Here is a 25,294-nt window from a genome sequence, read left to right as displayed (position 1 = left end):
ATTTTCATTGAGTATAAACTTCTTTTCAAAAAAAGGATAGGAAGGCCCCTAGTCGAGACTTTCCCCATCCTATCTTCTATTCTTTATTTTGCTTCTACACGGACACCTTGGGTATCAACCTTCAAGTCATGCAGTTTGCCTTTGAAAGGTTGCTTTTCCAATTCTGCCTTAATCGTTGGCATCTTGCCATGAGAAGCCAAGATCATAACTGTCGGCCCGGCACCAGAGAGATAGGTTGCATAGGCACCATTTTCTTTGGCTACTTGCTTAATCGTCGCAAATTCTCTCACCAAGTCCTGACGATAGCGTTCATGGAAGAGGTCTCCCTCGATTGCTTGCCCAGCTGTCACCATGTCTCCTGCCAACAAGGCCGCAACCGCCACATTGGCGATAGAACTAGCTGCAACAGCTTCCTTGTAAGACAATTTCTTAGGTAAGACGCCACGGCTGTCTCGAGTACGCAATTCATAGTTTGGAATGTAGGCTAGGAAATCACACTCTGGGAAGTCTGCTACGATAGCAGAAACTTGTCCATCAACTGAGCTTGCAATAACGAGATTACCATAAATGGCTGGAGCTACATTATCAGGGTGTCCTTCAATCTTGGTCGCCAACTGCAATTTTTCATGGTCTGACAAGTTGAGTTGCCCCAATTGGTTGGCTAGTTCAATCCCAGCTACAATAACCGAGCTGGAAGAACCCAAACCACGCGCCAAGGGAACATCACTAGTCATTTTCAAACGTCTTGATTGTAAATCTGGTACAATTTGCAAAGCAATTTTGAGCAAGAGATTACGCTCGTCATGAGGAATCCATTTGCCAATCTGGTGTTCAATCAGCCACTCTTCTCGTTCTTCGCAAACCTCGATTTGAAGATACTTGGTTACAGCTACACCGACCGAGTCAAAACCTGGCCCGATATTGGCACTGGTTGCAGGTACAATAATCTTCATCTTATTCTCCTAGCACCTTGAAGGTATTCAAGAGGTCGAATTCTGAAACCTTCTTCAATTCAGCTGAGACATTTTCAAGCTGGGCTTTATTAATCTTGTGTGTGATGATCACAACACGCGCCTTGTCACCATCTTTTCCATCTTGGAGAATTTGCTTAAAGGAAATTTCTTGGGCATTAAAGATTTCAGCCAACTTCAAGACCTGACCTTTTGAGTCTGGTGCCAAGATTGAGAAGTAGTAATTTGCTTTGACATCCTCTGGATTTGCCAAGACCAAGTCACGGCTATATTCGTTGAAGTCTTTGCCAATGGTACCATCATTCAAGCGACGAACGATACGGACAATGTCCGCCACAACACTTGTTGCAGTTGGTTTTTGGCCTGCACCTGGTCCGTAGTACATAGACTCACCAATACCGATAGATTCTACAAAAACAGCGTTCATTACCCCATTCACACTGGCAAGCGGGTGTGCTTTAGGTAGGAAGGTTGGAGTCACTTCTGCAGCAATTCCTGAAGGAGTTTCCTCGATAGAACCAACCAATTTCACTACATAGCCAAGTTCTTGGGCTACAGCTACATCTTCTGGTGTGATGTTACGAATTCCCTTGTGGGCTACATCGTCAAATGCAACCTTCATGCCAAAGGAAAATTGGCTCAAAATCACCATCTTGTAGGCTGCATCAATTCCATCTACGTCATTTGTCGGGTCACTTTCTGCAAATCCAAGTCTTTGCGCTTCCGCAAGAGCATCATCGTATGACCAGCCTTCTTCCACCATTTTGGTCATCATGAAGTTAGAAGTTCCGTTGACTACTCCAAGCACTCGCGTGATTTTATCTGAAGCCAAGGAATTTGCCAAGGTACGAAGAATTGGAATACCACCAGCTACCGCTGCTTCGTAGTAAAGTGCTACCTTGTTAGCTTGAGCGATTTCTAACAATTCTGCGCCATGGACAGCCAAAAGGTCCTTGTTAGCAGTAACAACGTGTTTGCCAGCCTCCAAGGCACGAGTGATAAAGGTTTTAGCAGGTTCGATACGTCCCATCAATTCCACTACGATCGTAATGTCTTGATCTGATAAAATATCATCTACATTGGTTACAAAGTTAAAGTCATTCCCTGCTGCAAGCAAGCGATTCTTTTCATCTTCATCCTTGACCAATACCTTGGCAACTTCGATATCTGAATGTGCTGATTGATTGATTTTTTCTCCATTTTCCTTTAGGAGGAAAGGCACGCCACTTGCAACGGTACCAAATCCTAGTAAAGCAATTTTAACTGTCATGTTTGTCTCCTCGAAATTTTCTAATATAGCCATTATAACAGAATTTTGTGAAAATTCCTATTATAGTAAATCACTATTTCAGTATAAAAAGAAAAAACGAATCAGATGATTCGCTCTTCCTAAAATCTAGAAATAATTTTCCAGAAAGGATTATCCAATCTTTTGCAGATTAAGTACTGCATCGTGATTCATCAAGACTTGACCATACTCTTGCAAGACCGAGCGACTGATGTCACTATCGTCCGCAAACTCGCGCATACGAGCCAAAAGCCAAGCTGGATATGGACTTGGATGATTTTCAATATCCACTAGAATGGTCAAATAATAGCGCTCGTTCATTTTGTAGAGTTCAGAAGTTTCCATCTCAAAAGTCACTGTCTTTGAAAAAGCCACCAAATCAGCTAACTTAGAAAAAGAAAGGATGTAATAGATGTAGGGCTCTTTCTTGTTCTCAACTTCTTGTTCAGCTTGCTCCTGCTCTTCTTCCTTGGCTTCGACTTGCTCTAAAGATTGAATCGCTTCAATATCATCTTTAGTCTTTTCTGCAATGCTCTTTTCCAAGGTTTTGATAAATTCATCTGGCGACATTTGAGCCAATTCTTCCATATCTGGTAAATCCGATAAGTCTTCAAAATCTAGATTTTGGTCAATCTTTGATTTGGTTACAAAGACATCTACCTTATCAGGTTTTGGAGTCACACGGAAGCTCAACATACCTGTATCTAGAAAGCTATCAGGCATCTCTAACTCATCCAAGATAGCATAAAAGAACTCTTCTGTTTTTTCTTGAGGAACAAGAAAGTCAGCAATCTCCATGCCTCGATCCATCAAATCCTCTAAAGACATCGTGATTTTCAAAGTTGTATCACTAATTTGTTTCATTTTCATTGCTAGTAACCTCATACTTTCAGTTCTATCTATTATACTAGATTTTTACGATTTTATCAAAAGAAGGCTCCTCTGTCGGGATAGATTTTCCATAGGGTAACTTCTGTAGAAGACTATAATACTCTTCGAAAATCNNGCGGCTAGCTTCCTAGTTTGATTTTTGATTTTCATTGAGTATAAAAGAAAATTTCTGCTAACAAATAGAAAAAGCCTTCAAAATCGGCTCTTAGCCAACTTTGAAGACCTGATGCATCAGAATCCTTATAATTTAAAGGTTGCTACACCGAGGATAGAACGATTTAAGTTTCTGAGAATTTGAAGACTTTGCTCAAATTTCTTATAACGAGTCACTCCGTACTCTTCAACAAGAAGGACTGTATCTCTTTCCAAAAGCGATGGCACATCTTGTAAATCGACAAAATGCATTCCTTTTAAAGCTTCTTGACTCTGTTTCAATTTATCTAGGATAGCTTTATTTGAGCTAACGATGGTCAATTCCTGTCCAGCGTTTTTGTATGACAAAACATCTGCTAGGTTAGCAATTGTTGTAATCTCTGTTACAAAATCAATTTGATACTGAGAAAAATCACCTGCTCTATTGATTGTTGGGTTAAAGAGATAAACCAATACATTTCCCATCACAACCAAAATCACACAAACCACTCCAATAACAGCTAAACGAAGAATCAGATTTTTCACATTTAAGCCAAGCGCTGTTTCACCATTTGCATTCAATTCTTTAGAGTTGATGGTTTCCAATTTTTCAATTTTTACATTTGCATAGACATGTTTAAATTTCTCAATCAATCCATCAATTTTTCGCTCTAACAAGTCATTGACATCTTTACTTGGTGTCAAAATTTTCACACCAACCCCTGCATCGTCAATCATATAGTAGACGGTCAATTTTTTCCACCAATAGTCATTCGTTGAATTTTTCAAGGTTGTTTCTGTCGTGTCTAATTCACTGGCAATTTTTTTCAACTCACTGGGTTCTACATCATTGAAAAGATAAGCTCCATTCAAATTACCATCAATCAATTTCCCATAAAAATCACTATAACCACCAATTTGATGATTCAAAATCGTTTTAGCTGAATCTTCTGGAGGAGTGATTTTATAACTAAGATAAGTTGAATAACTTGTTGTATCTTTGACAGTGTTTTTATTCCTAACTGCTTTAATTGTAAATGGTACAGCAATGAGAGCAAATAAAGCGATAAGAGCTAAAATATTTACTTTTCGTTTTTTATAAAGATTTGCAAACAAATCAGCTACTGAATAATGTTCAAACATGATTTTTTTCTCCTTTGTTTAGTAGATACTGGTTCTCTTTTGTAAGCATTTTTGCTACAAATATAATCACAAGAACAATTCCCCAGAATTGCATTGTAAATAGATTGAAGAAACTTTCTGAAAAGCTACTTCTTGGCATAAAGAATAGATTATTCAAGATGAGTAAGGACAAGGCAAATAAGATTGTTCTAGAGCGATAGGCTACTTGCAACATGGCTATAAATAGCATACCGAGTAAGAGACTAAGTAGAAAGACTCCTATCATACCATAATCTGTATACAACTCCATGATATAACTACTTCCGATACCATGTCCTTTCAAATATTCCTTGTTCAAAACAAGATAGGACAAATTGTGGGCATAACTATTACTATCAATAGCTAGCTCCACACTATTGGTTGTATGTTCAAAGGCTTTTCCTCCGAAAATAGCCCCCAAGCTTCCCCTTGCAAAATAATCAAGGACAGGACCAAAAGTAAAATTACGGAAATCTCGGTAAGGGAGGCTACTGTTAAATAGAAAACCTCGAGCCAGAACGCCAAAACTGGTTCCTTGTTTATAGATAAAGTCAAGCAGGATATCCCAGAAACCTGTATGGGAAACTTGGACATTATCCCGTACATAATTGAGCACTCCCATCGCTAACATGAGAATAGGAGAACCCACAAAAATCGCTAACTTTTCTTTAAACCCAATCCATTTTCCCTTTTCAGTTTGCTCTCTCATAAAGTAATAAACAAAAGCAAATAAAATACTTAAAATAAAGGGATTTCGTGTCCCGATTGCCAAATGAATAGTATTAGCTGCAATAAAGGAGACAAGCACTGCTGTTGCCTGCAATTTCTTTGGCTTGGTTGCCAGATACATACACATTGCGTAGACCGTAAAGGTAGATAAAATGTAGGTAAAATAAGGCAGTTTACTTTCAAAATTTGCATAGTAGGCATAGTAGGACGTCTGCAAGCGATACAGGAGCCGTTCAAATAACCGAATGAAATAGAAAGGATAGGTGAGAAGAAAAACTCCTAGCGAAACAAAGCGTAACCGCTTGATATAAACCTCTTTTAGAGAACTTCCTATATTTGCTACTTTTATTTTCTTCCTAGCTATGAAGTAACGAGCCAGTACGCCTCCTGTGGTCAAGCCCAGAATCGAAACCATGACGACTATAAAGGCAAAACGATAGGCTATGGGATGATAGGTATCCAAAGCTCCATCCCTAAAGTAATCAATGGTTGGCCTTGATACCAGAAAAACAAAAATGGTTAAATAGAAAATAAAATGGATTAAGTAATACTTGATATCATTCCAACAAGCAATTAAGCTACTAACCAGTAAGAACAATAAAGTAGAAAGCAAGCTAACATTGTTATTATTAAACAGATACACAATTCCACTTACTAGCGTCAAGGCATAACTGACTATGGTCAAACTAAATAATAATCGTTTTCCATCAATCACTTGCTCACCCCCGTTCTAATGTAATTTTTTAGATTTTTCAATATTTTTTAGTAATAAGAATCGGTATAAGGAAATATTTATGAATAGGGCCAAAGCACTAATTCTTCTCCCCTTACGGAAAATTGGATTCCTAGAAATAGCAAGGGCATGGCCTTTTAAAAAACGATGAATCTTGGAATAGGCTTCAAACTGTTTATACTGATCATCTAGCAACATCTTATCCAGAATAAAGAAGTAGGCATAGGCCAATCTGAAAAAAGCAACCTCTTTCAAATCTGGATAGTTTTTCACAACTTCATTGTAAAACTTTTGGTAGATATCAATATAGGCTAAATCCTTCTCTGCATAGGGTTTAGTCGTAATACTATCCCCTCTATGGAAATAGTAATAATAGGGTTTGGTATTAACAACGTACCTCTTAGCCAACTTGATTAAATCAAAATGATAATAGGCATCTTCGTAAATCAATCCCTTTGGAAAGGATAGGGCAGTTGCAATCTCTCTCTTGATTAGCTTATTGCAAATCGTTCCAGGTATTTTTTCACCTATGAGGTATTCCCTCAGAAATTTTTGGGAATCACAGACAAAATAGTCATCCTGATTAGCTGACTGTGGACTTTCATCATTAGCATAGACATTCATGACACCACAGCTCGAAACATCCGCATCTTCTTGAACTAATTGCTCATATAAGTTCTGAATCATTTCTGGATGGATATAATCATCTGAGTCAATAAAAATCAGATAATCCCCGTGAGCCTGCTTCATTCCATCATTTCGTGCTTGCGACAATCCTTCGTTCTTTTTATGAAGCACTGACACCCTGTCATCTTGTTCAGCGATTGAATCACACAAGCGACCACTCTCATCTGTTGCACCATCATCAACAAGAATAATTTCCAGATTTTGATAGGTCTGCTTCTGAATGGAAGCTATCGATTTTTCTAGGTACTGCGCCACATTATAGACTGGCACAATGACACTAATTAATGCAGTTTCCATGCTACTCCTCTAATAGTTTTTCTACTTGTTCGATTTGTTTGGCAATTGTAAATTGTTGAATGAATTGGCTAGCCTCATCGACATCAAAGTTTGAGGCAGAGGTCATGTAGTTCGTAATTGCCTGAGCTGCCTCTTGATTGCTCTCAATGATTTGTCCAAATCTTCCTTCTTGTGATAGTTCCTCAGCCCCTCCAACATCCGTAGAGACAAAAGGGATTCCAAGGCTCAAGGATTCCACATAAACACCAGGAAAACCTTCTTGTTTAGACATAGACAAGAGGACCTTCATCTGAGACAAATATTGATAAGGATTTTTTTGATAACCAAGGAAATGTACATAGTCCTCAAGCTTATACTCTTTGACTCGTTTTTTCAGTTCCTCTTCCATATCACCAGCCCCGATAAAATAGAGATGATAGTTTTTCCCCTCTTGGTGCAATAACCGTATCACTTCCACCACACGGTCAGAACCCTTATTTTCCTCAATCCGTCCGATGGTACAGATACTTTGAGGAGCAATCTCGATATCGATCTTCTCTTGAGATTTTTCTAAAATAGTCTTAAAATCATATCCATTGTAGACTGTCTGTAATTTCGAAGCATAATCTGGATAGACTTCCTTGATAGAATTGCTGGTTTTATTCGAAATTCCTACAATGGTATCCGCAGCATCCAACTGGCGTCTATGTGATTCTCTTTTGGAGCTATCCTTAAGAAATTCTTCGATACTTCCATGAATCCAAGAGATTTTCTTGACTTCTTTTCTTTTAGAGAACAACAGTGGTGGATTCATAATGGTAAAGGAAACTTCAACATCATAGTCATCTTTCACAAGCAAGCGCCGAGTCAGTCTTGGAAAATAAATTCTCATTCTCCACAAAAGAGCTCGTAACCATCTGGCTTGGCGATAATCCTGAAAGGATTTTAAAATGCCTACATGTTTAGGAACTGATTCGTATCCCTTGTCAAAATGCTCCATTTCAAGAATATCAATATCATACTTTTCTGGATCCAGATTTGAAACAATGGTAGATAAAATCTTCTCTGCTCCACCTCCGAGAGAAAAAGACCACATAAAAAATAAGATTTTTTTCTTAGCCACCATATTCTCCCTTGTATTCTGTATAAGACTTATCCATATCAGCGATGACAGCATCATGATGCGGTAGCTGCTTGTCTGCTGGTGGTGGCGTCATATAATCCCCAAAAGCAGTACTGAGATAGGCATCATAACCAACTGGAATAGGCATCTCTGTCCCCTCAAATGGTAGGAAAAGATTGTCTTCAAAGGATGCGATTGGGTACTTGTTTCTCATGTAACCAGGACCTGAGCATAGTTCCGTAATTCCATCGCTCTCAGCCAAATCATACTTGGTCATTTCTTTCTCAGCTTTTTTCCAAATGCGATAACGGAGAGATTTTGGAGTCACACCCAGTAAAATACGGCTTCCCCATTTCATAAGTGCGCCATGCTTTTCTGGAATAGTTTGAGCACAAAAAAGAGAATAAATCAGTGCCCAACGAACCTGTTTTTTCCGCTCAGCTGGATTTTTAGGATAATAATCTAAAGGCAAAACATCCAAAGCCAAACCATGTGGCAAATCCAAATCTTGCTGGTAAGGTTTAATGCAGGTAGTTTCCTTGTCACGAATGGTAATAAAAAGATTACGATCGACAAAATCCTTGTGACTCTTTGACAAGAAATAACGTTCATCTGCATAACGAGGCCATAATTCTGCTAATTTCTCATAATCTTTACGGGGCATAAAAAAGTCTAGGTCGTCGTCCCAAGGAATAAAGCCCTTGTTTCGAAGGGCACCAATAGCACCCCCTCCACAGAGGTAACAAAGCAAATCATGTTCTTTACAAAAGGCCACAAAATATTCAGCCATCTCCAGACTACGAGCCTGAATTGCTTTTAAATCAGTCATATTGTTCATTATTCTTTCTATCGTATCGTTTCATTATACCACAAATAGGGGGTGAAAATCTATTGCAGACTGTAAAAAATCAAAGCCTGACTGCTAGATAAATAGCCTTCAAACTTTGATTCTTCTGTCTTATACTCTTCGAAAATCTCTTCAAACCACGTCAGCTTCACCTTGCCGTAGGTATAGGTAACTGACTTCATCAGTCTTATCTACAATCTCAAAACTGTGTTTTTAGCAGACTGCGGCTAGCTTCCTAGTTTGCACTTTGATTTTCATTGAGTATTATCTTATCTCAAGCCCATTTGAGCGAGCTTGGTTTGATATTTGTTTTGATCGACCAGCAAACCCAAGCCTCCATAAACATCATAGGCATCTACCCAGTCACCAAGTTCTGGAATCGTCAGCTTTTCAATACCATTTTTTGCTCCATCCAAAACAGATAAACCGTTTGTTAGGAGGAAAGTATAGGGTGCATTGGTTGAGGTCATATCAAAAACCTTTCCAAGAGCTTCAGAACCAGTGAAAAGTTTAGTAGGATCTTTAATTTGCTCTAAAATTGCTGTTAAAACTTGTTGCTGTCTTTTTGTACGGCCGTAATCCGCCTCATCGTCATCACGGAAACGAGCATAATTGAGCAGGGTCGAGCCATTCATCTGCTGTTTTCCGACTTTGATGGTTTGGGTTGGGGACTCAGTCTCAGTAGCGTGTAAATCATCTCCGACTGTAGCTTCTGTTAGTGGACGCCCATTCAATGTTGAAAATTGGGCATCAATCGTCACCCCATCAGGGAAAAGCGTGTCAATCGCTGTTGCAAAGGCCTGAAAATCAACCAAGGCATAGTACTTAATGTCCAAGTCAAAATTATCTTTCAAGACTTGGCGAACCATTTCTGCCCCTTTTTGCCCCTCTTGTTCTCCTAACTCATAGGCTACGTTTAACTTGTTATCCGTCTGTTTTCTACCGTTAATCACTTGACTATAACCATCTATATAGACCAAATTATCACGCATGAAACTGACTAGCTTGATTTTCTTGTCCGAACCTCCGACATTTAAGACCATAATAGAGTCCGTCCGCGTCTCAGCACTATTTTGACCGATTCGACCGTCCGTCCCCATGATCAAAATATTAACTCCATCTCTAGTATCTTGACCATTAAAAACTTGAACCTGTGCTGCCTTAGCATCAGCAGTTTTCTTTGCGCTAGCATCTTGGTAACCACGCAAAAACATGAATACCATGGTCAAAGCCACACAGACTAGAAGAGAGAAAATCACCATAAAAATGCGTTTAAGACGGAGCTTCCGTCTTTTCTTTTTGGGAGGAGCAGAGTGTGCTTGTGATTTGGATTGTGAGCGACTCCGGTTCGCATAGCTTGGTAAGTCAACCTGCTCTTCTCTTTCTTGTTCCAAGCTGGAACTACTATTTACCCTAGCAAGAGTTAGCTTTTCTTGCAAATAGGCAAACTCATTTTTTTCTCTCTCATTGAGATAGTGAATATTTTTTAGCAAATAATCATAACGTAATTTTTCATGATGACTGAGAGGATTTTCTTTACTCATCTTCTCTCCTTTCCATGGTCTGATATTGGATAAATAGGATAGGCACCCAGAACCTTATACTGGATTCCGATGGCTTCTAATTCTTTTTGGGCAAAGTGGACCAGGCCCTTATCAGCATAGTCCACATCGATAATGAAAAAGTATTCTCCCAGTGCTGTCTTGAGTGGACGACTTTCAATTTTTGTTAAGTCAATTCCTCGCCAAGCAAAGGTCGACAGTGCCTTATAAAGTGCACCTGGAAGGTTGTCAGGTAAGGTCAAGGCCAAAGTCATTTTCTCAGTTTGTGCTTGCAAGGGAATGGCTGTACCTTCAGCTCCCAAAACCCAGAAACGTGTGAAATTGGCTTCCATTTCTTGAATATCTTCAGCAATCAGTTCCAAGCCATATTCTTCTGCAGAACTTCTAGGTGCAATGGCTGCATAAGGCTGGTCTGGATGTTCGGAAATAAAACGGGCCGCATAAGCTGTACTAGCTGTCACCTCAATTTGAGCATCTGGATACTGTTCATCAATGAATTTCTTTCCTTGAGCCAAGGCCTGTGGATGAGAAAAAATCTTTTCAATCTTAGTATGGCCTGGAACCACCATCAACTGCTGATGAATGGGATGAACGATTTCTGCCACTGCTTGGATGCGAGCCTGATGAAAAAGGTAGTCCAAGGTTTCATGAACACTACCCTCGATAGAATTTTCAACTGGCACCACAGAATAGTCCACCAAGCCTTGCTCATAGGCCTTGATGACATCTGTAATGTTGGCAAAGGCCTGCAATTCCTCCTGAGGAAAAGCTGTCTGCACAACATGGTGTGAAAATGATCCCTTGGGACCTAGATAAGCAATTTTCATCTCAGTTCCTCTATAATTTCCTCTGGGCTTAACTCGGTCACATCCAAAACCCGACTAGCTACTTCCTCATACCAAGCCTGTCTTTCTTGAAAAACAGCTGCAAGTTCTTCCTTGCTATTATTTAGAAAAAGCGGACGCTGATTGTCCTTAACAGCTGCGATACGTTGGTAGAGGGTTTCAAAATCAGCTTTCAGATAGATATTATCAGAATTGGTTTTGAGTAAATCACGATTTCGCTGAGAAATGACCACTCCTCCACCAGTTGACACAACTTGGTCTCTTTGTAGTAACTCAGCTAATACTTCTGACTCTACCTGTCGAAAGACCTCTTCGCCCTTTTCAGCGAAAAATTCCGCAATAGACATACCTAAGCGCTTCTCTATCAGAGCATCCATATCGAGATAATCTGGGTCCAAGCCTCTTGCAATAGTCGATTTGCCAGCCCCCATAAATCCTAGTAATACCTTAGCCATGAATCAAGTTCTCCAAATCATCAAAGAAGCTAGGATAGCTGGTATTGATAGCCTCAGCACGGTCAAGCGCCACTTCTCCATCTGCAACCAAGAGGGCTGCAATGGCTGTCATCATTCCGATACGATGGTCTCCAAAAGTATTGACTCTAGCACCGTGAAGAGTTGATTTTCCTTTGATAATCATCCCATCTGCCGTAGGAGTAATATCTGCTCCCATGCTATTTAAGGCGTCTGCCACAACCTGAATACGGTCTGTTTCCTTAACCTTGAGCTCCTCAGCATCTTTGATAACTGTTACACCATGTGCTTGGGTAGCCAGAAGAGCAATAATGGGCAATTCATCAATCAAGCGTGGAATCAAAGCGCCACCAATTTCTATTCCTTTCAAGTCAGAAGATTCAACAATCAAGGTAGCAGATTTAGCGACTGGGTCAATTTCAGTCATTTCCAATTTTCCACCCATGGCACGAATGACATCGATAATACCGGTGCGCGTTTCGTTGATACCCACATTCTTAAGCACCACACGAGAGTTTGGAACAATCAAACCTGCGACCAACCAAAAGGCTGCACTGGAAATATCTCCTGGAACAACCACCTTTTGTCCTGTCAATTTTTGCGGTCCTTGGACTGTGATTTTCTTGCCATCCACACTTAAATGACCACCAAATTGTTGCAACATATCTTCAGTATGATTACGGGTGCACTCTTTTTCGATAATAACAGACTCCCCCTGAGCCTGCAAGGCCGCAAACATCAAAGCTGACTTAACTTGGGCAGAGGCAATCGGCAACTCATATTGAATAGGTCTTAGGGTTTTCGTCCCTTTTAAGTGAAGGGGAGGCAGGTCTCGCTCGGTTTGCCCTGAAATACTAACGCCCATTTTTTTCAGTGGAATCGTCACACGGTCCATAGGACGTTTGGAAAGACTGTCGTCTCCGAACATCTCTACTTCAAAGTCTGCACCAGCAAGAACACCTGAAATCAGGCGAATCGAGGTTCCAGAATTTCCCATATCAAGGGCATTTTGTGGCGCTTTTAAGCCATCCATGCCTACACCTTGAATGGTAATAACCCCATCTTTATCCTCAATTTCAACACCAAGGTCACGAAAAACCTGCATGGTCGAAAGAACGTCTTCACCTCGCAGAATATCATAAACCTTGGTCTCACCCTCAGCCAAACTTCCAAAGATAATGGAACGGTGGCTGATAGACTTGTCACCTGGGACGCGGATACTACCATGTAAATGGTGAATGTTTGTTTTTAGTTTCATACGGGACCTCATACTTGCAATACTTTTACCTATTTTATCATAAAAAGCCAGAAATTCCTTAAAAATTCCTGACTTTAGGATAGTTATTTTCTTATTTTAGTAATTCTGAAACTGGTTCGAAAACAATTTTTTCAATGTCAGAAAGATAAATTGCCAATTGTTGTTGCTTGGTAAAGAATTCTGACAAGAGGCTATTCCCCTGAATCTGTTTACCAAAGCCTTCCATTTTCGCTTGAAAGGAAGCGTCTGGCATTTGACCTGTCTGCGCTAGTCTTTGAATTTCCTCTTGGAAGGCAACGTACTCTGTAAAGATTTTACTTGCCTCAGCATCTACTGAAATCGCATCTTTAGCTGCTTTGACAGCCTTGTATTCTGGCAATTCGCGTAGACCGCGACTGAGTTCGTTTGCACTATCGTAAATATTTGACATGATTTTCTCCTTATTTATTTCTTTTAAAATTACTAATCACTCTGTGGTCTTTATTATTGTGCAATCACTTTTATATGACCTCTTGAATGTCCATTGCTTAATTCCTTATCTGGTATATACTCTATCTTCAAAGTTCCTAAATTAGAACCTGTTTTTATTTCATTTGACATAAGATTATCAAAATAGTTATTTATCTCATCATCAGATAATGATGATTCAATCGATTTAACAATATCATGAAATACTTCTTTCATTCCTGCAACACCAGATTCACTATTTTCATTTGTCTGATTTATTGTTACATTGATTTTATCAGTATCATTTGCATGTAAAAGCTCCAAGTAATATCCGTAGCTTGATGCGAAATATTTTATTTTTATATTTCCTTTTTTGATATTTTCTAATGGGCTATTAGAATTTTGATTATAGCTGTTAATAAAATCATTAATAATCCTATCGTCTACATACTTTGAATTAGTTTTCTCTGAACTTGTTCCTTTCTTGGATGGTTCATTTTTTGTCTCGACACTTGCTTCTGAATTAGTTTTCACATCTTTTTTAACAGCACAAGCACTAAGTAGGATAAAAGAAATAAAGATAATACCAAATATTGATTTAAGTTTTATTTTTGACATGATTTTCTCCTTATTTGATGACGACTGTATAGTCTGTGTTTTCTGTTATGAGGTGCTCGGCTCGTTCTAAATCTTGAGCATTTTTAAATGAAATTTGTAGAATCCCGTGAATGTCCTCACGGTTTTCCTCATTGATGTGGATGTTAACCAAGGAAGTTCCACGTAGCAATTCCAAGATTCGTAAAATAACGTCTTCTTCATCGGGAACATCGACATAGAGGTCGTAAGAGCTGTCCACACCACCACGCTTATGGATTTCCATGGCCTGGCGTTGTTCACGCGCTTGGTTGAAAAAATTCCAGATTCGCTCTTCATCTCCCTTACTGATAGCTTGTCCAACCTCATCTAAACGTTCCTTAAAATCCTCAATCCGCTCTAGGATAGTCTCGCTATTGGACAAGAGAATGGAGGTCCACATACCTGGCTCGCTTTCTGCAATTCGGGTCATATCTCGAAAACCACCAGCCGCAAAGCGCCTGGCCATCTCATGTTCTTGAGCATAGACCGCAGTCTGCTCCATGAGACTAGAAGCCAGAATATGAGGAAAATGGCTAATCTGAGAAGTCACCCGATCATGCTCCTTGGCATCAATCTCGATAAAGCGAGCATGAAGACCTGAAAGTAAATCCCTCATTTCCGCAAGCGTGTCCTGACCTGTCAGACTCGAAGGTGTAAAGATATAATAGGCATTTTCAAAAAGATTGACATCCGCAGAGGCAGCCCCTGTCTTGTGGCTACCAGCCATGGGATGAGCCCCAACAAAGCGAACAGGCTTGCCAGCCAAATACTGTTCCGCCGCATCTACAATAGCTGACTTGGTCGAACCGGCATCTGAAATAATGACGCCTTTTTTCAAGTCCAAGTTGGCCAATTCCTTAATAAAGGAAATGGTTTGTTTGATTGGCAAGCTAAGGATAATGATATCTGCCAAAGGAGCAAAACTGGCAAAATCATCCGTTGCACGGTCAATCATGCCTTCTTTCAAGGCAATATCTCTCGAAGCTTGACTGCGATTATAACCTAAAATTTCATAATCTGGATGATCGCGTTTGATACCTAGGGCCATAGAGGCTCCAATCAATCCAAGACCTGCGATATAGACTGTTTTTGCCATAGGAACTCCTTAATAGTTCTTTGTATAGTCTCGGTGTTTGGCTACCGCTTCTTTTAATTCCTCTATATTATCTGATGAGAATTTTTCAAGGATTTCTTGTGCCAGAACCGTTGCCACAACGGCTTCCATGACCACTCCTGCAGCTGGAAGGGCGGTCGGATCACTTCTTTCAACAGTTGCCTTGTAAGGTTCATGGGTTTCGATATCCACACTCATAAGAGGCTTATAAAGAGTAGGAATGGGCTTCATAACTCCACGAACAACAATGGGTTGCCCATTAGTCATACCACCTTCAAAGCCGCCCAGATTGTTGGTGCGGCGAGTATAACCATCTTCTTTAGACCAGAGAATTTCATCCATGACCTGGCTACCTTTACGGTAACCAGCTTCAAAGCCGAGACCAAATTCCACCCCTTTAAAAGCATTGATAGAAACAACGGCTTGGGCCAATCGCGCATCTAATTTTCTGTCCCATTGGACATAGGAACCAAGACCAACTGGAACACCTCCGACAACTGTCTCGACAACCCCACCGATGGTATCTCCATCACGCTTGATTTGGTCAATGTAGTTCTTGATTTCCTGTTCCCGTTCTTGGTCGACAATAGAAACTTCAGACTGGGCAGCTCTTTCCTTAATCTCAGAAACTGTGAGATTTTCAGGAACATCGATTTCCTTGCCACCAAAGACTACGACATGGTTGGCAATCTCCATATCCAGCTCAGCCAAGAGGCGTTTGGCTACTGCCCCAACTGCCACCCGCATGGTGGTTTCACGAGCAGATGAACGCTCCAAAGAATTTCTTAAATCGTCAAAACGGTACTTGATGCCCCCAACCAAATCGGCATGTCCTGGGCGAGGATGGGTGATTTTTCGTTTGCTTTTAAGGCGGTCTTCAATGTCCTCCGCAGACATGATATCCAGCCACTTCTGATGGTCCTTATTGACGACATCCATGGTAATGGGAGCCCCAGTAGTCTTCCCATGGCGAACGCCTGAAGTAAAGATAACTTGGTCGCTCTCAATCTTCATACGACCACCTCGGCCGTATCCACCCTGACGACGTTTCAAATCCTCATTGATGTCCTCTGCTGTCAAAGGAAGTCCAGCTGGAATTCCCTCAATAATAGCTGTCAGACGGGGACCGTGTGATTCTCCTGCAGTTAAATATCTCATACACTCTCCTTATTTTACCAAGTAGTCTTTCATCTCTTCCAGAGAAACCGGGTGAATAGTCGCTGAACCGAGCTCTGGCACCAAGACCAATTTCAAGGTATTACCACGCGCTTTTTTATCATGAGTAAGAGCTTGATAAAGCTTGTCAACATTCCAGTTTTCATAGTCAACAGGCAAGCCAAATTTCTGACACATATCTGTAATGGACTGGGTGATGCCAGCTGGCATGAGGCCTTTTTTCTCAGCAACCTTGGAAATCTGTACCATTCCCATAGCTACAGCCTCTCCATGCATGACCTTGCCATAACCGGCAGTCGCTTCGATGGCATGGCCAATAGTGTGGCCAAAATTGAGGTAAAGGCGAACACCATTGTCCAACTCATCCTCAACTACCATCTTGCGCTTGACCTGACAAGAATGTTCAATCAAGGTCTCTGCATGTTCCAAAATGCTCTCAACAGAACCATCCAGCTCCGTCAAGAGAGCCCAAAGTTCTGGATCCTCAATCAAGCCATACTTGATAACTTCACCCATTCCTTCAATCAACTCTCTTTTTCCGAGGGTTTCAAGAACAAGTGGGTCAATCAGAACCCCGTCTGGTTGGGCAAAGGTACCCACCATATTTTTAGCAAATGGAGTGTTAACGCCTGTCTTTCCACCGATAGAAGAATCCACCTGGGCTGTCAAGCTAGTCGGTATCTGAACAAAGTGAATGCCCCGCATATAGGTAGAGGCTACAAAACCAGCCAGGTCCCCAACGACACCGCCACCTAGAGCCACGATTCCATCGCTACGAGTCAGCCCCTGCTTGACTAGAAATTCATAGACTTTCTGGACAGTAGTTAAATTCTTTCTTTCTTCCCCTTCTAAAAAGTCAAAAACGGCTACCTGAAAACCAGCATCTTCTAGGCTGAGCTTGACCTTCTCTGCATAAAGAGAAGCTACATGGTTATCTGTTACAATGACTACCTTTTGTGGTTGCCAGAGTTCTCGCAACCATTGACCAGCCTGAGCTAGACAACCTTTTTCAATCTGAATATCATAAGGATGATGAGGAATATCGATTCTGATTTTCATAGGAGAATCTCCTTTTCTTTATTGGTATTTTTCTGTTAAAGACTGCCAAATTTCTTCTGTCGGCATTTCCTTGCCTGTCCACAGTTGAAAAGCTTCTGCAGCTTGATAGAGCAACATTCCCAGACCATTGACGGCTGAATTACCCTGACTTCTGGCCCATTTTAAAAATGGCGTTTCAAAGGGTTGGTAAATAATATCTGCTACCAAGATAGTTTCTGGCAAATTGATGCTTTCAGGAACTGGGGATGATTGACCATCCATGCCCACACTGGTGGCATTAACCAGCAACTCCGACTCGGCAATCCTTGCTTGCAGTTCAGAAACATCTTCTAAAGCATACAAGTCCACCTTAAAGCCTGTTTGCTCCTGTAACTTGTCTAGATAATGTCTTGTTTTTTCCATGGAAACTGAACGAACAAAGATCGAAATCTGACTGACGCCGTCCAAAATAGCTTGTGCCAAGATAGACTTGGCCGCACCACCTGCACCCAGCAGGGTCATCTTCTTACCTGTAATTGTAAAAGAAGGCAAGCTCTTAAAAAATCCCTTGCCATCTGTATTATATCCGATTAAATTGCCATTCTCATTAACAACCGTATTGACCGCACCAATCAAGCGCGCTTCGTCGCTCAGCCCATCCAAATAAGGAATCACCTGCTCCTTATAGGGCATGGACAGGTTGATGCCAAACATCTGGTAGCGGCGAATATTAGCCACTGTTTCTGCCAAGTCACTCGCTTCAATCTCCCAAGCCACATAAACACCATTGGTAGCTGTCGCCTCAAAGGCCCTATTGTGGATGAAAGGAGAAATAGAATGCTTAATAGGATTGGCAACAACGGCAGCTAAACGTGTATAGCCATCAAGCTTCATTCAAAATCTCCCTGATTTTTTTCATGTTAGCTAGGGAAATCTGACCAGGGGCACTGGCTTCATCCAGACTGGCAAAAGACCAACTCGAACCAGTCACACCCGCAGTGATACGAGAAACCTTGCCCACCTTGCCCATAGAAATGGTCACATACTCCTGTTCAGGATTGAGGGTTTTAAAGCCTCGTGTATAGTTCATCAAGTCTAAGACATCCTGCTCCGTGTGAGCCATCACCGCAACCTTAACAAGTTTTGGATTTAGGCTCGTCAACTCTGACAAGATTTCCATCATATTTTCAGGTGTTTCTTGGAAATTATGGTAACTCAAAACAAGATTTGGGAAATCCAGCATTTCTTCAAAAACATCCTTGTAGCTATAGTACTCAAAATCAATATAGTCTGGTTGATAGAGTTGTGCCACTTCCTTGATTAGATGGATATATTCTTCTGGAGAAAGGTCAATTTCTCCCCCTTCAGAGCGAGTTCGCAATGTGAAAACCAACTCACGACCTGCAAATTTTTCAAAAATAGCTGGAGCCACCTGCAAAATCGCTTCCTTAGGCAGATAGTCGGCGCGCCATTCAATGATGTCGGCATCTAGGTACCTCGTGGCATCCAGAGCCTGAGCCTCCTCTAAACTTCTTGGCATTACTGAAACGATTAATTTCATTTACTAACCTTCATACTAATCACCTTGAGGTAATTACTACTTTCATCTTTTTTATTATAGGCAAAATCTGCGGGAAGACCGTATTTATTTAAAATCTGGTAATTTCTTCCTGCAAAGCCTTTATCAATTTGTTCTGTAAATTTCTGGCGGGAAACATTGGCAGCATTGGTGCTGGCAATAATAATACCGCCCGGATTTAAAATCTCAAGACTCTGGGAAATCAACTTGTGATAATCCTTGGCCACAGAGAACGTTTGTTTTTTGTTCCGAGCAAAGCTAGGCGGATCTAGGACAATCACATCATAGGTCAAGTCTTTTCGTTTGGCATACTTGAAATATTCAAAGACATCCATGACCACAAAACGATGGTCGTCTGTGCTGAGCCCATTTGCCTGAAAATGCGCTTGAGACAATTCTCGTGAACGTTTGGCTAGGTCAACAGAAGTTGTCTGGCTAGCTCCTCCCATGGCCGCAGCTACTGAAAAGGCTGCTGTATAAGAAAACATGTTGAGCAAAGATTTGCCCATAGCCAATCCATCAACCAGACTACCGCGAACCTCGTGCTGGTCAAGGAAAATCCCTGTCATCAGGCCATCATTCATAAAGACTTGATACAAGACACCATTTTCCAGAACAGTGAAAAAGTCAGGTGCTTCTTGACCATAAACATGGGCTGATTCATAGTCCAAACCCTTAAAGCGTATCTTCTCATAGGCCCCTAACACCTCAGGAAAAACCTGGCTAAAGGCTTCTGAGATAACCTTGCGAATCTGATAAACATAAGAGTTATACCAAGAAAAGACAGCATAGTCGCCATAAAGGTCCACTGTCAGACCGCCAAAGCCATCTCCCTCTTGATTAAAGAGACGAAAGGCAGTTGTCAAATCATCTTGATAATAGGATTTTCTCTTTTCTTTAGCTTGTCTAAACAGCGTTTCAAAGAAAGCTTGATTGAAGGTCACCTTGTCTGTGCTAACAAACCAGCCCAAGCCCTTGTTTTGCTGCGAAAGGTAGGCAGTCCCAAGAAAGGTTCCTTCCTGACTCTGCACTTCTACTTCCTGATTCTTAAGATTGACATTCTCAAGATCACTGGCTTCTAGTAAAACTAGCCCCTTAGCGAGCTTCTTTTCACCCCTTTTGCTGACTCTTATTCTATTCATAACTACCATTATATCAAACTTTTAGACAATTCTCAAAAAAGAAACTACCCTTGCTTTTTTACTCTTCTTTTAAAAAATGGTATACTAATACTAATAAAAAATTAGGAAGTAAATGTGTGAAAAGCAATTTTAACAAAATCCAAAAAGCCGTCGGTACCAGACTGGGTTTTGTCCTAACCCTTTTAATCCTATATTGGCTCAAAACCTTATTAGCCTATGCCGTTGACTTTAATTTAGATATTCAAGTGGGCAAGTTGCAGGGAAATTACCTTGCCTTTATCGCCTTTTTCAATCCCCTTCCCTTGGGACTACTCCTGCTGGCTCTAGCCCTCTATGCTCGGTCAACCAAGATTTTTTATGGCCTGAGTATAGCTATTTATAGCCTTTTATTCATTTGGCTTTATTCTAACGTCTTTTACTATCGAGAATTTAGCGACTTTATCACGGCTAATACCATGAAGGTGGTCAGCAAGGTGTCTGTCGGCACTGCAGAACTAGAGTTACTGCGTCCTTGGGATTTCATCTATTTTATGGATTTCCCATTGCTGGCTTTCCTTTTCTATAAAAAATTCATCCAACTGGATAGGAGACCCTTCAAATTCCGCTCCAGTGTTGCTATCACTGCTCTCTCAGCCCTGCTCTTTTCTGCTAATCTTTTCTTGGCTGAAATTGAACGTCCCGATCTCCTGTCGCGAGGATTTTCGAATTATTATGTTGTCCGCGCCCTCAGTTTACCAGCTTTTCTAGGTTATAGTGCCAACCAATCCTACAGCGCCAACAAGGAACGTGCCAAGGCCTCTGAGACCGACCTGCAACCTATTACAGATTATATTCAAGAACATTCTGCTAAACCCAATCCAGACTATTTTGGCCTTGCCAAAGGAAAAAATGTGATTTATCTCCACTTGGAGAGTTTCCAACAGTTCCTGCTTGACTATAAACTCAACATAGATGGAACTGAGCATGAAGTCACTCCCTTCCTCAACTCCCTCTACCATTCGCAATCAACCCTAGCCTTTTCGAATATCTTTAACCAAGTCAAGGCTGGGAAGACCTCAGATGCAGAAACCATGCTGGAGACTGGTTTGTTTGGACTTGACCAAGGTTCCTTTATGGTCAATTACGGTGGTACCAATACCCAGCAGGCAGCGCCTTTTATCCTATCGAAAAATGGCTACCAATCAAGTGCTGTCTTTCACGGTAATATTGGGACCTTCTGGAACCGAAATACGACCTACAAACAATGGGGCTACCAATACTTCTTTGATGCTTCCTACTTCACCAAGCAGGACAGTAGCAATTCTTTCCAATATGGTTTAAATGATAAAATCATGATGAAAGATTCTATTCAGTATCTGGAGCATTTACAGCAACCTTTTTATGCTAAGTATATCACAGTGTCCAATCACTATCCCTATGCTAGCAATCTGACAGGCGATGAGCTTGGTTTCCCACTGGCTAAGACCAAAGATGAAACAATCAACGGCTACTTCCAAACCGCCAACTATCTGGACAGTGCCATCAAGGCTTTCTTTGACTATCTCAAAGAAAGTGGCCTCTATGAAAAATCCATCATCGTCATTTACGGAGACCATTATGGGATTTCCAACTCCCGCAATCCTGAGCTGGCACCCTTGATTGGCAAGACTTCTGAGAACTGGTCGAATTACGACAATGCCATGTTGCAACGAGTGCCTTTTATGGTGGTCATGCCTGGTTATGAAAAGGGGCAAATCATCAATACCTACGGTGGACAAATCGATATCTTACCGACTCTCGAACACCTCCTTGGTATTGAGTCCAATTCCTTCCTTCAAGTCGGCCAAGACCTTCTGTCTCCAGATCATCAAGAAATCGTTGCCTTTCGGACTGCCAATTCCTTCGTCACACCCAAATATACCAGCTACGACGGACGAACCTACTATACTGAGAGCGGTCTTGAAATCAGCAATTTTGATGAACAAACTCAGACCGAACTGGAAAGCGTTCGTCAGGCAGCCAGTCAACAGCTGAAAATCAGCGACCAGATTCAAACTGGCGATTTGATCCGTTTCTACCAAGCAGATCATCTTGGAAAAGTTGATACTGAAAGTATTTCTTACCTCAATTCTTTACCAATTCTTCAAAAGATTGAGCAGGAAAAAGGTAGTCAATCAACCAGTCTCTTTAGCCAACGACAAGGTAAGACCAGTGCTGACCTTTTCAAGGCACCAAGTTACCAAGAACTCCATCCCGAGTCGGCAGAAACCGAATCAAAATCACAATAAAAGATGCTCTTCCATCGTGGAGGAGCATTTCTTTTTATCAATGAAAATCAAAGAGCAAACTAAAAAACTAGCCTCAGATTAACTTTGAGATTATAGGTAGAGAGGTTGTAACTACAATATATGTCTGTCAAGTTTAGTGACGTAGATAGTAGAAGATAAATCAGCTTCAGCAGGTATCTGGAAAATTTAATTTTATAGAAAAGCCTTTTGTTACAAACTCAATATACTATCAATAAATAATATTATAGAAGCAACAATAATTAAAATTTCGCCTATTTGCATCATTCTATTTCGAACTTTAAATATATGTTCTATCAAAAACACTTGGATCACACACATTATAGGAATGAAAGTTTTTGAAATTGAAAAATATCCCAATAAATAAACTATAAACAACAAAAATAGAACTATGTTATATTTCTTATTCAAAACATTCCTCCCTATATTTTTTGATTACCAATCTTAATCATTTACAACTACATTATAACAAACTATAAAAGCGTTTGTAGAATTGAATTTATCAAGCAAGCGACCAACTAGCTCATCTTTTTTCTATTTCTGTCAATATGCGTGACAGGTAGTAATGATATCCAAAAATAGCAAGAGCAAGCAAGAGGATAAGAACTCCTACTCCCAAGCTGATGGCAAGGACAGGGGCGAGAGACCGAACCAAGAATAAGCTCCCTATTACAAGGGCCATTAAGATTGCACTATAAATAAAAATCAAAACTATTGCTACTATACGATTTGAACGGTTCACCAGGTCAGTAATACTACTCCAATTGGTTGACAGATTTTTCACGTCCTTAAGGTAATGGTGGCAAGAAAGGATAACACTGGCAAGGATCCATGCCACAAGAAGGTAAATCATCGAAAGGATGGGCAAGCCTAGATATAGAGAAAAGCCAAGTAAAGTCAGAACTGGTAAAAAGGACTGGACAGCAAATATAATCCAAAATTTCACTTTCACATAACGAGCAAAATCAAAGGGTAAACTCTTCAGAAAATCAACATTTTCCCTCTCCAAGGATAAAGCAATTGAATGCAGGCTGGTGATATTGTTATTGACAACTGCTATAAACACTCCTACAAAAAACAAGGGTAACCAGTATAGAGGATGAATATATGGAACTATCTGAGAATCTCGGATTTTGGAAATCAGACCAATCATCATGAGATAAGGAAGGAAAGCACTTGTAAAAAGCACTGTAACCACGCCAGTTCCCTGTCCCAAGAGGGTGAGGTGGTAGCGTAAAACCATACGGAAAAAGCCCTTTTTATTAGTAGTTGAAATTCTCTCCTTATTGCGACGTTCTTTCTTGACCTTCTCCTCACTGTTAAGCAGAATCACGTCATAAAAATGAGGAAGAACCTTCTTTTTGGTCAGGTAAAGTAAGAAGACAGTTAGAGTTATCCAAGCGAGCAGACCCAGTATGGCTTCTGTCGAAAAAGGCTCCACTGCTATTTTGTAAAAGATATGAAGAGGATAAAGGAGAAATGGAATGTCTCTAACTTTGTCAACAATACTTCCAAAAGTCGACTGTAGAAAGAGGACAAATATTAAAGGTATGAGAACTCCTATCCCAATCATCACATTGGCAAAAATAGACTGATACTTTCTGAAGACCCTAGTCTGAGCCAAGAAATGTACTGCCACTACCATCACTAAAGTAACAGAGACAAATAATAAGGCCAAGGACAGCAGCATCAAAGGCAAGCCAAGCCAAAGAGAAGGTGCTAGCCTAATGTAGAGAACTAGAAAATAAGCTAGGATTGGTACAATTCCAGGCAGAGCTGGCAAGAGGACAGACAGTCCTTTAGCAATTATAATCTCTGATTCTTTAAAGGCATAAGGCCTATACGATACCAAATCCTTACTCTCATAAAAGACATTGTAAAATGCAGTGAAAGAAGTTGAAAAGGCAAGCACCAGTAAAATAGCAACCATGCTACTAAAAAAACTTGGTATTTCCTCAAAAGGAAAACGAAATGCTATATTTATAAACATTAAAAGCATCAAGAGACTAGAAAAAATGTAAGAACTTAGGACTCTAGCGGAAACATTTACTTTTTTCCCAGGATTCTTGGCTTGCTTCTTTCGTAGGTTAGCCAGATTAGCTTCTTGAGATGAATAGAGGATATTGATATCAACTAATTTTTTAATGACCTTGAGACGCATCTGAAACCTCCTCTTTTCTACCAGCAAGGTTAAGATAGATACTTTCTAAAGACTGGTCTGGATGGTCTTTTCTCAAGTCCTCTACGCTACCACAATAAATCAAATGTCCCTTTTTCAAAATGGCAATCCGATCACAGACTTGCTCAGCTACCTCTAGGACATGGGTTGAAAACAAAACTATCTTACCTTTTTGTGCATGTTCCTTCATCATCTGCTTCAAATCAAAGGCAGCCTGGGGATCCAAACCAGTTAAGGGTTCGTCCAAGACCCAAATATCAGGATCAGACAAGAGTGCCCCAATGACAAAGACTTTCTGACGCATTCCGTGAGAAAGAGTTTCAATAACCTGATAGCGGTTTTCAGCAAAATCAAAAACGTTCAATAGCCTAGCTAGACTAGCCTCCAAGTCAGAGCTAGTCAGATCATAGGATGAGGCAAGCAATTCCCAAAATTCATTGGCCGTTAAGCGTAAAAATAAGTCAGGCGAGTCTGCTACGTAGCCAATCTTTCGTTTGATCGCCAAGCGATTTTCCGATAAATCCTGACCATCTACCAGAATACGACCACTGCTGGGCGAAATGATACTGACTAAGGATTTTATGGTGGTCGATTTTCCAGCCCCATTATGGCCAATCAAGCCCATAATCTCCCCATTTTCAATCTGCAAATTGAGATTGCTCAAAGCCTCTTTATCACCATACAACTTACTAACATTTTGAAATTCAATCATGGGATGACTC

Annotated in this window: 24 protein-coding genes; 1 reads left to right on the top strand and 23 read right to left on the bottom strand. The window is 40.6% G+C overall.

Annotated features, from left to right (window positions below; genetic code table 11):
• Positions 1-83: 83 nt before the first annotated feature.
• From thrB to HT725_RS07875, 21 genes are all read right to left on the bottom strand, one after another.
• Positions 84-953 carry a homoserine kinase gene (thrB, locus tag HT725_RS07975; protein WP_173219102.1) on the bottom strand — a complete coding sequence of 290 codons (870 nt, stop codon included), beginning with the start codon at positions 951-953 and terminating at the stop codon, positions 84-86.
• A gap of 1 nt (position 954) precedes the next feature.
• On the bottom strand, positions 955-2,241 hold the full coding sequence (locus tag HT725_RS07970) for a homoserine dehydrogenase (RefSeq protein ID WP_173219105.1): 1,287 nt from the start codon (positions 2,239-2,241) through the stop codon (positions 955-957).
• Between the two features lie 150 nt (positions 2,242-2,391).
• Complete coding sequence (gene mecA / locus HT725_RS07965) at positions 2,392-3,129, bottom strand: adaptor protein MecA (protein ID WP_000782687.1); 738 nt, start codon at positions 3,127-3,129, stop codon at positions 2,392-2,394.
• A 261-nt stretch (positions 3,130-3,390) separates the two neighbouring features.
• Positions 3,391-4,425, bottom strand: coding sequence for a prephenate dehydratase (locus HT725_RS07960; protein WP_173219108.1), 1,035 nt, complete (start codon positions 4,423-4,425; stop codon positions 3,391-3,393).
• Entirely contained in the window at positions 4,418-5,887 is a 1,470-nt protein-coding gene (locus HT725_RS07955) for an O-antigen polysaccharide polymerase Wzy family protein (RefSeq protein ID WP_173219111.1), read from the bottom strand. The genes HT725_RS07960 and HT725_RS07955 overlap by 8 nt, the downstream gene beginning before the upstream one ends.
• Before the next feature lie 15 nt (positions 5,888-5,902).
• Complete coding sequence (locus HT725_RS07950; protein WP_173219114.1) at positions 5,903-6,889, bottom strand: glycosyltransferase family 2 protein; 987 nt, start codon at positions 6,887-6,889, stop codon at positions 5,903-5,905.
• Position 6,890: 1 nt separating this feature from the next.
• Positions 6,891-7,994 carry a glycosyltransferase gene (locus tag HT725_RS07945; RefSeq protein ID WP_173219117.1) on the bottom strand — a complete coding sequence of 368 codons (1,104 nt, stop codon included), beginning with the start codon at positions 7,992-7,994 and terminating at the stop codon, positions 6,891-6,893.
• The gene (locus HT725_RS07940; RefSeq protein ID WP_173219120.1) at positions 7,984-8,829 is read right to left on the bottom strand and encodes a phosphorylcholine transferase LicD; all 846 of its coding nucleotides are present in this window, start codon (positions 8,827-8,829) and stop codon (positions 7,984-7,986) included. Before HT725_RS07940 ends, HT725_RS07945 begins: the two co-directional genes overlap by 11 nt.
• Positions 8,830-8,879: 50 nt before the next feature.
• Entirely contained in the window at positions 8,880-9,020 is a 141-nt protein-coding gene (locus HT725_RS07935; protein WP_173219174.1) for a hypothetical protein, read from the bottom strand.
• 87 nt (positions 9,021-9,107) lie between these two features.
• Positions 9,108-10,382 (bottom strand): polyisoprenyl-teichoic acid--peptidoglycan teichoic acid transferase Psr, encoded by a 1,275-nt coding sequence (gene psr / locus HT725_RS07930; RefSeq protein ID WP_173253369.1) that lies wholly within the window; start codon positions 10,380-10,382, stop codon positions 9,108-9,110.
• The gene (gene pheA / locus HT725_RS07925) at positions 10,379-11,227 is read right to left on the bottom strand and encodes a prephenate dehydratase (RefSeq protein ID WP_173219126.1); all 849 of its coding nucleotides are present in this window, start codon (positions 11,225-11,227) and stop codon (positions 10,379-10,381) included. The genes psr and pheA overlap by 4 nt, the downstream gene beginning before the upstream one ends.
• A complete protein-coding gene (locus HT725_RS07920; protein ID WP_173219129.1) occupies positions 11,224-11,700 on the bottom strand; it encodes a shikimate kinase in 477 nt (158 codons plus the stop codon). Before HT725_RS07920 ends, pheA begins: the two co-directional genes overlap by 4 nt.
• Positions 11,693-12,976, bottom strand: coding sequence for a 3-phosphoshikimate 1-carboxyvinyltransferase (gene aroA / locus HT725_RS07915; protein WP_173219132.1), 1,284 nt, complete (start codon positions 12,974-12,976; stop codon positions 11,693-11,695). The genes HT725_RS07920 and aroA overlap by 8 nt, the downstream gene beginning before the upstream one ends.
• A gap of 91 nt (positions 12,977-13,067) precedes the next feature.
• A complete protein-coding gene (locus HT725_RS07910; protein WP_077805308.1) occupies positions 13,068-13,406 on the bottom strand; it encodes a YlbF/YmcA family competence regulator in 339 nt (112 codons plus the stop codon).
• A gap of 53 nt (positions 13,407-13,459) precedes the next feature.
• Positions 13,460-14,041, bottom strand: a complete 582-nt coding sequence (locus HT725_RS07905; protein WP_173219135.1) for a hypothetical protein — start codon at positions 14,039-14,041, stop codon at positions 13,460-13,462.
• Between the two features lie 10 nt (positions 14,042-14,051).
• Positions 14,052-15,155 carry a prephenate dehydrogenase gene (locus HT725_RS07900; RefSeq protein ID WP_173219138.1) on the bottom strand — a complete coding sequence of 368 codons (1,104 nt, stop codon included), beginning with the start codon at positions 15,153-15,155 and terminating at the stop codon, positions 14,052-14,054.
• A 9-nt stretch (positions 15,156-15,164) separates the two neighbouring features.
• A complete protein-coding gene (gene aroC / locus HT725_RS07895) occupies positions 15,165-16,331 on the bottom strand; it encodes a chorismate synthase (protein WP_173219141.1) in 1,167 nt (388 codons plus the stop codon).
• A 9-nt stretch (positions 16,332-16,340) separates the two neighbouring features.
• The gene (gene aroB / locus HT725_RS07890; RefSeq protein WP_173219144.1) at positions 16,341-17,408 is read right to left on the bottom strand and encodes a 3-dehydroquinate synthase; all 1,068 of its coding nucleotides are present in this window, start codon (positions 17,406-17,408) and stop codon (positions 16,341-16,343) included.
• An 18-nt stretch (positions 17,409-17,426) separates the two neighbouring features.
• Complete coding sequence (locus HT725_RS07885) at positions 17,427-18,281, bottom strand: shikimate dehydrogenase (protein ID WP_173219147.1); 855 nt, start codon at positions 18,279-18,281, stop codon at positions 17,427-17,429.
• The gene (gene aroD, locus HT725_RS07880; RefSeq protein WP_173219151.1) at positions 18,271-18,948 is read right to left on the bottom strand and encodes a type I 3-dehydroquinate dehydratase; all 678 of its coding nucleotides are present in this window, start codon (positions 18,946-18,948) and stop codon (positions 18,271-18,273) included. Before aroD ends, HT725_RS07885 begins: the two co-directional genes overlap by 11 nt.
• Complete coding sequence (locus HT725_RS07875; protein WP_173253368.1) at positions 18,945-20,108, bottom strand: class I SAM-dependent rRNA methyltransferase; 1,164 nt, start codon at positions 20,106-20,108, stop codon at positions 18,945-18,947. The genes aroD and HT725_RS07875 overlap by 4 nt, the downstream gene beginning before the upstream one ends.
• A 116-nt stretch (positions 20,109-20,224) precedes the next feature.
• Between HT725_RS07875 and HT725_RS07870 the strand changes: the two genes are divergently transcribed.
• Entirely contained in the window at positions 20,225-22,375 is a 2,151-nt protein-coding gene (locus HT725_RS07870) for an LTA synthase family protein (protein ID WP_173253367.1), read from the top strand.
• A gap of 541 nt (positions 22,376-22,916) precedes the next feature.
• Here HT725_RS07870 and HT725_RS07865 read toward each other — a convergent pair.
• Positions 22,917-24,554 (bottom strand): hypothetical protein, encoded by a 1,638-nt coding sequence (locus HT725_RS07865; protein ID WP_173253366.1) that lies wholly within the window; start codon positions 24,552-24,554, stop codon positions 22,917-22,919.
• Positions 24,535-25,284: an ABC transporter ATP-binding protein gene (locus tag HT725_RS07860; protein ID WP_173253365.1), complete on the bottom strand. Its 750-nt coding sequence runs from the start codon at positions 25,282-25,284 to the stop codon at positions 24,535-24,537. The genes HT725_RS07865 and HT725_RS07860 overlap by 20 nt, the downstream gene beginning before the upstream one ends.
• Between the last annotated feature and the right edge of the window lie 10 nt (positions 25,285-25,294).

The organism is Streptococcus sp. 2579, from assembly GCF_013277195.1.
Lineage (GTDB): Bacteria > Bacillota > Bacilli > Lactobacillales > Streptococcaceae > Streptococcus.
The sequence above is the reverse complement of the archived record's forward strand: the minus strand, read 5'-3'. Positions and strand labels throughout refer to the sequence as shown.